General features: G+C 71.8%; 5 protein-coding genes. 3 read left to right on the top strand and 2 right to left on the bottom strand.

The features are described from left to right. Positions 1 to 1584 (bottom strand): ABC transporter substrate-binding protein, encoded by a 1584-nt coding sequence (locus ACZ4N4_RS25470; RefSeq protein WP_467592401.1) that lies wholly within the window; start codon positions 1582 to 1584, stop codon positions 1 to 3. 372 nt (positions 1585 to 1956) lie between these two features. On the opposite strand from ACZ4N4_RS25470, the gene ACZ4N4_RS25475 reads away from it, so the two are divergent. Continuing rightward, positions 1957 to 2838, top strand: coding sequence for a class I SAM-dependent methyltransferase (locus ACZ4N4_RS25475; RefSeq protein WP_467592403.1), 882 nt, complete (start codon positions 1957 to 1959; stop codon positions 2836 to 2838). Positions 2839 to 3332: 494 nt separating this feature from the next. Beyond that, positions 3333 to 10322, top strand: a complete 6990-nt coding sequence (locus ACZ4N4_RS25480) for a glycoside hydrolase domain-containing protein (protein WP_467592405.1) — start codon at positions 3333 to 3335, stop codon at positions 10320 to 10322. A 55-nt stretch (positions 10323 to 10377) separates the two neighbouring features. Here ACZ4N4_RS25480 and ACZ4N4_RS25485 read toward each other — a convergent pair whose 3' ends face one another. Continuing rightward, complete coding sequence (locus ACZ4N4_RS25485) at positions 10378 to 11229, bottom strand: oxygenase MpaB family protein (protein ID WP_467592407.1); 852 nt, start codon at positions 11227 to 11229, stop codon at positions 10378 to 10380. 235 nt (positions 11230 to 11464) lie between these two features. Here ACZ4N4_RS25485 and ACZ4N4_RS25490 point away from each other — a divergent pair, with 235 nt between their 5' ends. Then, positions 11465 to 12370 (top strand): AraC family transcriptional regulator, encoded by a 906-nt coding sequence (locus tag ACZ4N4_RS25490; RefSeq protein ID WP_467592410.1) that lies wholly within the window; start codon positions 11465 to 11467, stop codon positions 12368 to 12370. Positions 12371 to 12495: the final 125 nt, after the last annotated feature.

The following is a 12495-nucleotide window of genomic DNA, read 5'->3' on the forward strand; positions in this document are numbered from 1 at the left end:
TCAGGCCCCCTTCACGCCGATGTTGAGGTAGTCGAACTCGAAGCCGTGCTCGGCGTAGCCGCGGACCTTTCGGGAGATGCCGACCAGCCGGTCGGCGAACATCGGGGTCATCGCCCCGCCCCGCTCGATCACCAGCCGCTGCGCCTCGCCGTACAGTTCACGGCGCTCGGTGTCGTCGGTCTCGGCGCGGGCCCGGTCCAGGACGGCGTCGAACTCCTTGTCGGACCAGGCGGTCTCGTTGTAGGAGGAGCCGCTGCGGAAGATCTGGGTGAAGAGCTGGTCGACGGGCCGCCCGGTGAACCAGTAGGTGGCCATCAGCGGCTTCTTCATCCAGATCTGCGTGTAGTAGGAGTCCGAGGCGGCCGTCCTGACCCGGACCCGGATGCCGGCGCGCCTGGCGGAGTCCTGGTAGGCGAGGGCCATCGGCGTGAACAGCGGGTCGTAGGACGAGGTGTAGAGGTCGACGGCCAGGCCCTCGTGCCCGGCCTGCTTGAGGAGGTGCCGGGCCTGCTCGGGGTCGTGCGCGGGGTGCGCGGCGATGTGCGCGGGGTCGGTGGGCGGCACGGGGTTGTCCCAGCCGGCGCTGCCCGCGCCCTGGAGCGCGACCTTGACGACGTGCTCCGGGTCGTAGGCGAGCTTCATCGCCTGCCGGACCCGTACGTCGGTGAAGGGCTTCTCGGTGGTGAGCATCGGCAGCACGTACCACTGCGCGTCCTTCACCCGGGCGATGGTGGCCCGGTCGGAGGCGGCGACCACCCGGGCGGTGGCGAAGTCGAGGTTGGTCTGGGACAGCAGGTCCACCTGGCCGGCGAGCAGGGCGTTGGAGCGGGCGGACATGTCGGCGACCGAGTAGAAGGAGATCGCGTCGAGGACCGGGCGGCCGGCCCAGTGGTCCTTGTTCGCGGTGACCCGGCCGGGGCCCGCGGGGGCGAAGGACTCCAGCTTGAAGGGACCGGTGCCGATGCCGGTGCGGCCGATGCCCTTGGCGCTGCCGTCCGGGACGACATAGCAGTTGTAGTGCGTCAGCAGGCTCGGGAACTCGGCGTTCGGGGTCTTCAGCGGGACGACGAGGGTGTGGGCGTCGGGGGTGCGCAGGGTGCCGGGGTCGAGGAGCGGGGCGAGAACGGCGGCCTGGGGTGAGGCGGTCGCCTTGGCGAGGATGTGCCGCAGCGTGTACGCGGCGTCGGCGGAGGTGAAGGCGCGTCCGTCGTGGAAGGTGACGCCCTTGCGCAGCCGGAAGGTCCAGGTACGGGCCTTGCTGTCGGACTCCCATGACTCGGCGAGGTCGGGGGCGAGTTCGCCGTCCGCGCCGACGCGGACCAGCCGGTTGTAGAGGGCGCCGAGGTACTCGTACGCCGACAGGGAGCTGGCGGGATCGAGGGTCTCGGCGTCGGAGGCCGGGGGGCGGGCGATGCGCAGGGTGCCGCCGGCGTCGGGGGTGCCCGTCAGGGCGGCAGCCGTCAGGTCTGGGGCGGCGGCTGCCCCCGTACAGCCGGTGAGCAGCCAGGACGCGCCGAGCGAGGCCGCGCCGGCCGCGCCCGCGGCGAGCACCGAGCGGCGCCCCGGCAGGTGGATGTCGGACATGGACCGACCGTCTCTCTCGCTATTCGTTCGGCGGAACGATTGAGTGAAGTGCGTGAACGATAACCAGATGACGACTTCCAGCCAACCCTTCGGACGCGGAAATTAACCTGCGAAACGGATCGGTAACGGGGGCGGGCGACGGCGGGGCGGCGCCCGCGGCCGGCTCCATGCGCGGACGGCACGGTCACCGCGTGACCGTGATCCCGCCCGGGCGCCCCGACGTACGAGGGGCTTCGTGCGGGCCATCGCCGAGCTGCCGCCGGACGACGGGCTCGCCGGCCGCGGAGCGCCGCGGTGTCGTACTCGCCCTGCCGGGCGGCGACTTCGCCGTCTGCCGCGTGGGGCGGTGGGAGTCGTGTTGAATACGGCTCCATGAGCGAGAGCGAGCGTGCGGCGAGCCGGACGGCGGTCCTGGTCTGCCAGGGGCGGGCGGCGGCGGACGGGAAGACGGCCGTGGGCCGCTTCGCGGATCCGGTGGCGGTGCGGCTGCTGCGCGTCGAGGAGCGCGCGCCCGTGGACGCGGTGCGCGCGGGCACGGTGCCGGAGGGCTGGCAGGCGCGCGTCGCGTACGAGGGTGTGCGGGCGTGTGCCGAAGTGGTCGTACCACGGACGGTCGCGATCGACGAGGCGCTGCGCGCCCGTGCGACCGGCCAGCTCGTGATCTTGGGCGCCGGTCTGGACACCCGCGCGTGGCGGCTGCCCGGGCTTGCGCGGACGGATGTGTGGGAGGTCGACCATCCCGCCTCCCAGCAGGACAAGCGCGCCCGCCTCGCCGACATCCCCGAGTTGCCGGCCGCCGCCCGTTCCGCACGGTTCACGCCGGTCGATTTCGCGGTCGACGATCTCGGGGCGGCCCTGGACGCGGCCGGGCACGATCCGTCGGCTCCGACGACATGGCTGTGGGAGGGCGTCGTGCCCTACCTCACGCGCGACGAGGTCCGGACGACGGTCGCCGCGCTCGCCGCCCGGTCGGCCCCGGACAGCGCGCTCGTCGTCAACTACCAGGCGCCGTCGGCGAGGGCGTCCGTGGGGCGGCTGCTGGCACGCGTGCTCGGCAGCTCCATGACGTCGGGCGAGCCGTGGCGCTCACTGTGGCGGCCGCGGCGCCTGGCCGCGCTGCTGGCGGAGTACGGCCTGCGGGTGGTGTCGGACGACGATCTCCTCACGCTCGCCCACACCTTGGGCAGCCCGGCGCGGCGGCGGTCGTCCCTGCGGTCCGGTCGCGTGGCCGTCGCGGAGTACCACCGCGAGTGAGCCCGCCGGTGGCGGGCCGACGGGCAAATGCCGTCGCGCGGAGGATGTCCGACGGCGTCGCGGTTCCTGTGGTCGACGGACTCGAACACGGTCGGCCCGCCGGGGCGTTCGCGGGAGCGGCGGCGAAGGGCGTCTTCGTCTCACGCCCGCAACGGGACCGGCCCGCGGCACCCCGCCCCCCGGGCGACGGAACAGCGGGCGCGCTTCCCCGCATTACCGGAAGCACCTGACGCGATGTCCGTCCCGCGCGCCCGACGGCGTGGCCGGTGCGCGCCCTCGCGGGGCGGCACGCGTGCGCATCTCCTGTACGAATCTTGTTTGCCCGTTGCATGCTTTCCCCGTGTCTGATGGCGGCGGCCGCGCACGCTACCGGGGATCCCGTGCGTCCGCCGCCGTCTCGCCCCGAGTCCGCACGGTCCGGGTGCCGTACGGGCTGACAACGTTGTCCCCGATAGGCCCGACCGTGCCGTGTATCGCGACGTTGGAGAGGTTCCGTGCCTGTCAGACCCGATGCCTTCGTGCCCCGCCCACTGCCACCGAGAACCGCCCGCCGGCGTCGCCGGTCACTGCGCGCGGCGGTTGCCTCGCTGCTCGCCGGGGCCCTCGGCGTCGCCGCGCTGGCGGGTGGCGGCGCGGCGGTGGCACTGCCCGCCACCGCCGAGTCCGCGGGGACGTCCGGTGGCACCGACTACACGAAACTGGTCGACCCGTTCGTGTCGACCGCGGGCGACGACGGCAACGACCTGCCGGGCGCGCAGGCGCCCCACGGCCTCGCCAAGGTCAACCCGCTGACCACTCCGGACCGCAACCACACCGGGTACGACTACACCGAGGACCACATCGCGGGCTTCACCGCGACGAACCTCGACGGCGTCGGCGGCTCGGGAGGCGGCGGCGACCTGCTCGTCGTGCCGACCTCCGTGCGGTACGACAAGCGCCCCGCGCCCAGCACGTACGCCCACCCGTACCGCCACGACGACGAGAGCGCGACGCCCGGTTCCTACCATGTGGGGCTCGGATCCATCTCCGGAACCGTGTCGTCGGTGACGCAGGACCCCGGCACCGTCAAGGCCGAGATGACCGCGACGACGCGCACGGCGCTCGAGCGGTACAGCTTCCCCGCCGGGGCGAACCCCGAACTCGTCCTCGACCTGGCGAACAACTTCACCAGCCGCACCCGTTCGACGATGAAGGCGACGACGCTCGCCGACGGGACCACCTCGATCTCCGGGCTCATCGCGGGGTCGTTCAACGGCGCCGCGTACCAGCTGTACTACAACGCCACCACGAACGTCCCGGTGACCTCGCTGAAGAGCTGGGGCAACGACGGCAAGCTGACCGACGCGACCACCCAGGACGGCTCCGACACCGGCGCCGTCCTCGGGTTCGACAAGTCCGCCGGGAACAACGTCGAACTGCGCGTCACGCTGTCGCCCATCAGCGCGGAACAGGCGGCGACCGACCAGAAGAACGAGGTGGGCAAGCTCACCTTCGACCAGGCCCGTGCCCAGACGAAGGCGGCCTGGAACAGCGCGCTCGGCGCGGTCGACGTGCGCTCCTCGGCGAAGTCCGACCCCGGGTCGACGCTCACCAAGGAGTTCTACACGCACCTGTACCGCATGTACGCGCTGCCGGTGAACGCCACCAGCACCAGCGGCACCTACCGCGGCGCGGACGGAGCGGTGCACAAGGCGAACGGCTTCACGTACTACGACGGTTGGTCCACCTGGGACGACTTCCGCAAGTACTCCGTCGAGGCGTACATCGACCCGGCCACCTACCGGGACATGATCCAGTCGCTGATCGAGCTCTTCGCCGACCAGCGCGCCTCCGGCAAGAGCCTCGGCAGCCTCACCCACTCGGTTCCCACGGTGCGCTGGGAGCGTTCGGCCGTCCTGGTCGCCGACGCGCTGTCGAAGGGCTTCAAGAACTTCGACCGGCTCGACGAGGCGTACCCGGCGCTGCTGTCGTACTCCGGGTACTACACGGGGGCCCAACTGCGGCAGGGTTACGTCAGCGGTGATCCCGGTACGACCGTCCAGCGCGGCTACGACCAGTGGGCGCTGTCCGTCGTCGCCGACGCGCTCGGCAAGGACGCGGACGCGAAGAAGCTGCGTACGCAGTCGACCATGGCGATCGACAACCTCGTGAAGTCCGACGCCTGGACCGCTTCCGACGGCACCAAGGTCGGTCTGCTCACCCCGCGTGCCACGGGCGGCGACTGGCAGGCCGCCGACTACGAGAAGTTCGAGGCGGCCGGCCTCTACCAGGGCACGCTCTGGCAGTACCACTGGTACGACGCCTACGACATGGGCGGCCTCATCAAGGCCATGGGCGGCGACAAGGCGGCCAAGGCCGCGGTCAAGCACATGTTCGGCGAGGACTCCAGCGTCGACGACGGCTCGACCATGCTGCACTCCAACGCCAACGAGATCGACCTGCAGGCCCCGTACCTCTTCAACTACGTCGGAGAGCCGAGCCTGACCCAGAAGTGGGTGCGGTCCATCTACACCGGCACGACCTGGAACCGCTACATCGCGACGGGCTCCACGAACGAAGCCCCCAGCTCCGGCGGCCAGTTCACCCCGCCGGTCAGGACCCAGGTCTACAAGCTCTCCCCGAACGGCTTCCTGCCGACCATGGACAACGACGCCGGCACCATGTCGACCATGTTCGTCGGCGCCGCCCTGGGCCTGTTCCCGGTGACCGCCGGCTCCAGCCAGTTCCAGATCGGCAGCCCCTTCTTCGACGCCACGACGATCACCTACGCCAACGGCTCCAAGTTCACGGTGAGGGCCGACGGCGTGTCGCCGAGCGCCTACTACGTGCAGAGCGCGACCCTCAACGGCAAGCGGTTCGACAACACGTGGCTCGACTACTCCCAGATCATCTCCGGCGGCACCCTGGACTTCACCATGGGGTCCAAGCCCTCCCAGTGGGGCACTCACTCGCAGCCCGCGTACTCGCTGGACACCGACGGGGGCGAGACGGGCGACAGCGGCGCCGGAACGGGCAAGGGCGACACCGTCGTCTCCGCCCGTCCGGACACCGTCGACACTGACGCGGACGGCAAGGTCGACGGCAGCGTGAAACTCGCCCTGTCCGGACCGGCGTCGTTCGCCGCCCGCTACGGAACCAGCCTGACCAGGACCGGGGCGGCGACCGTGACCGGCCTCCCGGGCGGTGTCACGGCGGACCTACGCGTCACCGGCTCGCGCACGGCGACGCTGTCGCTCACCGGCGGCACGCAGGTCGACGCGCACTTCGGCATCACCTTCGCCGACGCGGCCTTCGCCCACGGCGTGCGGGCCTCGACGGTGCGCGGCACCGGGGTGTCCCCGACCGACCCGCTCGCCGTCTCCGCCGCGGAGGTGCACCGCAAGGCCCTTCGCACCCTGGTCGACCAGGCGTCCCTGGTACGCAGCGGCAACTACTCCGACGGTTCCTGGAGCCTGTTCCGGTCGGCGCTCGAACGCGCGCGGACCGTCCTCGCGGACACCGCCTCCGCGACGGGCACGATCATGGCCGCCGACGACGCGCTGCACTCCGCCGTCGACACGCTCACCATCGACGAGGGCGGCTACGCCGTCCTGCAGGCCGAGTCCCCCGACCAGAAGGAGGGCCCCAGCCTCATCAGCGAGCGGAACAACTCGGACGGCAACCTCGGGGGCGTCACCGAGGGCGCCTGGGAGCGGTACACCAAGCTGGACTTCGGCGGGGTCGCCCCGAGGACCATCTCGGTCCGCTACGCCAACTCGCAGGCGGCCAACGCGAAGCCGAGCAGCGTCGACATCCACGCCGGCGCCGCCGACGGTCCCGTCGTCGCCACCGTCCAGCTGCCCGGAACCGGCGGCTGGCAGTACTACAGCACGGTGCAGGCGGCCGTCACCGACCCGGACGGGCTGCTGAACGCGTCGAGCGCGACGTTCGTGTTCCACGCGCCGGCCGGCCAGCAGTGGGTGTCGAACTTCGACTGGTACCAGTTCTCGCCGTACGAGGTCGCCACGTCCCCGACGACGACGCTCGCCACCCTCACCGCGGTCAACAGCACCACGACCGGCGGCGGTTCGGCCCCGCTCAACCTCTCGAACGGCATCTTCGAGAACGTGACGAACGGCGCGTGGGCCCAATGGAAGGACACCGACCTCCGGGACGGTGCCGACACCCTCACCGTCCGCTATGACAAGCCCCGGTCGCGCGCGGCCTCGGACTCGCACATCGAACTGCACCTCGGTTCGAAGGACGGTCCGAAGACCGTGTCCGTGCCGCTCGACTACAGCGGATCGGGCTGGGGAACCATCGCGACCACGAGCGTCCACCTCGACCCGAGCGTCTTCACCGGCGTCCAGGACGTGTACGCCGACTTCGTCTCCAGCACACAGTCCTCGTCCCAGCCCTACGTGGGCAACATCTACTCGCTGACCCTGACGCAGGAGGCCGACGCACCCGTCGGCTTCGACGCCACCGCGTTCCACGCGAACAGCGGCGGCGGACTCAAGAGCGAGCCGGTCGGCTGGACCGGCTCGGGCTCCGCCACCGACCTCGGCGGCACCTACAACGGAGCCTGGCTCAACTACGGGGACATCGACTTCGGCGGTTCCCCGAAGAACACCGTCACGATCACCTACGTCAACAACTCGGCCCGCTGCGGCACCGGTTCCGCCGTCGACCTCTACCTGGACTCCTTCGACACCGGCAACCCCGGCACGCCGTACGCGACCGTCCCGCTGCCGGTCACGGGAGCCGGCTGGTCGTCCGGAGGGACGACGAGCCTGACGCTGCCCAAGGCGATCAATGGCACACACACCGTCTCTCTGCGGTTGACGACGACCCCGGACTCCTCGCACCCGTACGTCGCGAACCTGGGCCGGATCACCTTCAACCACGTCGAGACGCCCGCCGTCACCGACAAGTCCGCCCTGCGCGAGGCGATCGAGCGGTACGAGGGTCTCTCCGCCGACGAGGCGCGCTACGACACCATCGACTTCGGTGTGTACCGGCGCGAACTCGACGCCGCTCGCTCCCTCGTGGACGCCGACGGCACGACCCAGCTCGAGGTCGACACCCAGACCCGGAGCCTCACCCTCGCCGCCAGACAACTCGTCCCGGTACCGAGGCTGCGGCTGGAGGACCTGGTCACCACCGCGTCGGCCCTCCAGGACACCCGCTACACGGACGCGTCGTGGAAGGCGTTCACCCAGGCACTCACGGACGCGAAGACCGCGCTCGCGGACGACACGGCCACGGACGCGACCCTGACGGCAGGGTACGACGCGCTCCAGCGCGCCATGTCCGCGCTCGCCACGAAGCCCAGGACGGTCCCGGCCGCACCTGACACGGTGTCGGCGACGTCGTCCGGCACGAGCGTGACCGTCGCCTGGGCCGCGCCCGGTGACACCGGCGGATCGCCGGTCACCGGTTACCAGGTCGACTTGGACGACGGCCACCAGGTCGAGATCCGGGACCCGGACAGCCGGAGCACCACGTTCACCTGGCTGCGGTCCGGCAAGTCGTACACGGCACGCGTCCGTGCGGTGAACGCGGTCGGCACCTCCCACCCCAGCGCGGCCACCACGCCGGTGGTGACCGGCGGCGGCAAGCCTCAGAAGCCGTCCGTCACGGGCGTCGTCACCACCGGCCGGCAGGTCCGGGTGACCTGGCGGCCGGCCGGCGACGGCGGGTTCCCGATCATCGGCTACACCGTGGCCCTGCGCGACGGAACCACCGCGCACGTCTCCGCCGCGGCGGACACTGCGCTGCTCACGACCTCGGCCAAGGCGAAGGCGCACACGGCCACCGTCACCGCGATCACCCTGGCCGGGACCTCGGACGACTCCCCCGCGGGCACCTCGGCGGACGACTCTTCGGCGACCGCCTCGGCGGACACCGCCGACCCGGCGTACGTGTCGTCCCCCTTCCCGGACGAGACGCTCAACGCGGCCTACCCGTCGGACAAGTGGCCGGGAACCGGTGACGGGACCGACTCCTTCTACGACCTGCTCAACGGCATCGGCGATCTCGGCTCCGGCATCATCGGCGCCAACACCAAGGTGTCCCAGGGCACCCCGCTGACCGCCGAGAACGACCGGCTCGCCGTGCGGATCAACAACGCGGCCACCCAGAAGGAGGTGGACCGGGCCGAGGTCGACGCGACGAACAGCTCCACCGTCACGATGGCGGACGGTCTCGGGTCCCGGCTCGGGCAGCTCTACAGCGACGCCCTGAAGGGCGGTCAACTGCCCAAGACCAGCGCCCTGTTCTCCCGTGTCACGCAGAACCTCGACAAGGTCGACGCGGCCAAGAACCACTACGGCTACCAACGTCCCTACGTGCGGCTCGGATTCGTCGGCGACGGCGGCTCCATCTACGAGTCGCAGGACGGTTCGTACGGCAGCCTTGCCACCAGCGGCTCGTACCCGAGCGGCCACTCCTACGGCGGCTACGAGGCCGGCACGATCCTCGCCACGCTCCTCCCGGAGCTGGCGCCGTCGATACTCGCGCGCACCTCGGAGTACGGGGACAACCGCATCGTCCTCGGGTTCCACTACCCGCTGGACGTCATGGGCGGCCGGATCTCCGGCCAGGCCACCGTGGCGCACCGGTGGGCGGACCCCGACTTCGCGAAACTGCTGCAGCAGGCCCACACCGAGATGGAGAACGTGCTGCTCGCGCAGTGTCAGGAGGAGGGATACGGCGACACGCTCGCGGCCTGTGAGGGCGACCCGTACGCCGGTCTGAGCACGGCGCAGGACGTCGACCTGTACACGCGGCGCCTGACCTACGGGTTCTCGCAGGTGGGCAAGGCCGGGCAGGCCCTCAAGACGCCGTCCGACGCGGCGGCCCTGCTGATCACGGCCTTCCCGGACCTCACCACCGGGCAGCGGACCCAGATCCTGGAGCAGACCGCGACGGACTCCGGGTACCCGCTCGACCTCACCGCCGGCGGCGGGGCGAGCTGGCAGCGGATCAACCTCGCGGCGGCGATGGCGGCGAAGGTGGTCGTCAACGCCGACGGGTCGGTCACGGTGAAGAACTTCTCGGACGCCACCAAGGCCAGTGTCGCCGACGCGAAGGCGCTCACCGTCGGAGGTGCCGCGATCGACGGGTTCGACCCGGACGTGTCCACCTACGTCGTCGACTGGCCGAAGAACGGCAGGATCCCGAGCGTCTCCGCCGTGCCGGCCCAGTCCGGCGAGCGGGTGAGGGTCACCGAGGGCAGTTCGGTCCTCTTCTCGACCGGGTCCAGGTTCACCACCCGCACCGTCAAGGTGACCTCGGCGAACGGTTCGGTCACCCGGACCTACACGATCGGGTTCCAGCGCACGGACCGCGACGAGCGGCCGGTCCAGGCCGGAGGTGACGGCACCGTCGCGGGACCCGGCGGGTGGAACGCTTCCGGCGCGTCGGGCGGCGGCGGGCTCTGGTCACGGGGAACGGAGTGGGCGGAAACCCGCGGCATGCCCTGGGCGCAGAGCACCAGGTGACCTCCGGACCCGCCGTGCCCTTGGGGGCGCGGCGGGTTCCCGCCGTGCCGAGCCGCTACGAGACGTCGGGGGTGTTCATGGCCCAGCGGATCGTGCGGGTGAGCAGCCGGCCGGCCGGTCGCACCGTGACGTCCTCGACGAGCGCGAGACGGGGCAGCCGCAGCAGCGACCGGGCCCAGGAGGGCAGCAGTGTCACGGCGTTGGCGGCGAGGATGCCGTACAGGGGACGGACCGGCAGGGGCAGCGGGGGTTCCAGGAGCAGGAAGCGTGCCGCCGACCGGGCCTCGGGCGTGGCCCTGAGCTCCGGCCGGTAGCCGGCCAGCCGCGCGGCCAGCTGCCGGCGGTCGCGCGGCGGATCGGTCACCCCGAGTGCCTCGGCGACCCGCGCGGTGTCGGCGACGTAGGCGTCGTAGCCGGCCCCGTCCAGCCGGCGGGAGCCGAAGCGCTCGTGAGCGCGCAGGAAGCACTCCGTCTCGGCCGCGTGCACCCACCCGAGCAGGTGCGGGTCGGCGGCGTGGTACGGCTCGCCGTCCGGTGTCGTCCCGCGCACCTTGTCGTGGATGCCGCGCACCGCGGCGACGGCCGCCTGCGCGTCGTCCGCCACGCCGTAGGTGGTCACCGCCAGGAAGGCGCTGGTGCGCTGGAGCCGTCCCCACGGGTCGCCGCGGTATCCGGAGTGCGCGGCGACGGCGGCCATGGCGAGGGGATGCAGGGACTGCAGAAGAAGGGCGCCCAGTCCGCCGACGAACATGGCGGCGTCCCCGTGGACGACGCGGATCGGACGGCCGGGGGCGAACCAGCGGGGGCCGGGTGTGCCGTGGATACGGGCGCGGGTGGCCGGTCCGTCGGGGCCCGCCACCCGGCGGAAGAGCATCGCGCCCAGCGACGCGCGGACGTCCGGCGCCATGGCTGCCACCTTTCTCGCCTCTCGCATCGTGTCACCGGCCGGCCGGTCCCGTCACCCCCGATGGTTGCGTGGCCCACCTCGCCCCCCTCGGCCCGCCCGCCCGGCCGGCCGGCCCGCCGCTCAGCGGGGCTCAAGCGGTCCGGCCTGCACGAACGTCAGGCTCTATCCTCGCGTCGACTTGCACGATCCTCGCGACGACGGGAACAAGAGGGCAGCGGGGTGGTGCAATGGGCGCATGCCTCTCGAAGAGTTCCGGAGCCTGCTGGACCGGCACGCCCGGCCCGACTGGAGCACCGCCATCGACGGCGTCCTCATCTCGAAGATCGACCGGCCGGATCCGCCGGGGCCCTCGATGTCCGGCACCGTGCTCGCGGTCATCGCCCAGGGCGCCAAACGCCTCGCCCTGGGCGACCGGGTCTACGAGTACGGCGCCGGGCAGTACCTGGTCGCCTCCGTCGACCTGCCCGTCACGGGGCAGTTCACCCAGACCGGCCACGAGCACCCCGCCCTCGGGTTCGGTCTCATCCTGGAGCCGTCCGCCGTCGCCGAACTGCTGTTGCGGGCCGACCCCGGCGATGTCCCACGGGCCGGCGGAGGCGCGCCGTCGGGGATCGCCGTCTGCGACGCTCCGGCCGCGCTGCTCGACGCGGTGGTCCGGCTGCTGCGGCTGCTCGACGAGCCCCGCGACCGGGCCGTGCTCGCGCCCCTGTTCAAGCGCGAGATTCTGTGGCGCCTGATCACCGGCGAGCAGGGGGCGACGGTACGCGAACTCGGCCTGGCGGACAGCGGTCTCAGCCATGTCTCCCGGGCTGTGCGCTGGATCCGCGAGCACTACGCGCACTCCTTCCGCGTCGAGGACGTGGCCCGCATGTCCGGCATGAGCGTCTCCGCCTTCTACCGCAACTTCCAGGCGGTTACGGCGATGAGCCCCATCCAGTTCCAGAAGCAGATCCGGCTCCAGGAGGCCCGGCTGCTGCTGGCCACCCACCCCGGCGACGTGACCGGGGTCGGCCGGCGGGTCGGCTACGACAACGCCTCCCAGTTCAGCCGGGAGTACCGCCGCCAGTTCGGCGCACCCCCGAGCCGGGACGCCGCCCGACTGCGCGGCACCACCCGGGCACCCGCGAGCATCCTTCCCTGAGCAGACCGGAAAGCCGTGGAGGATCGTGCAGGCGACGTCGCCGGAACGGTGGGGCGAGCCCTCCACGACACCACCGGCCGGTTCCGCTTCCCGGCCGGTCCTGACGCGGTCCGGCTCGCCCAGGC

This window comes from Streptomyces sp. NPDC026538, assembly GCF_055567535.1.

Coding starts and splice junctions, on each gene's coding strand:
- ACZ4N4_RS25470 (WP_467592401.1), bottom strand. CDS start 1,584: ATGTCCGACATCCACCTGCCGGGGCGCCGCTCGGTGCTCGCCGCGGGC.
- ACZ4N4_RS25475 (WP_467592403.1), top strand. CDS start 1,957: ATGAGCGAGAGCGAGCGTGCGGCGAGCCGGACGGCGGTCCTGGTCTGC.
- ACZ4N4_RS25485 (WP_467592407.1), bottom strand. CDS start 11,229: ATGGCGCCGGACGTCCGCGCGTCGCTGGGCGCGATGCTCTTCCGCCGG.
- ACZ4N4_RS25490 (WP_467592410.1), top strand. CDS start 11,465: ATGCCTCTCGAAGAGTTCCGGAGCCTGCTGGACCGGCACGCCCGGCCC.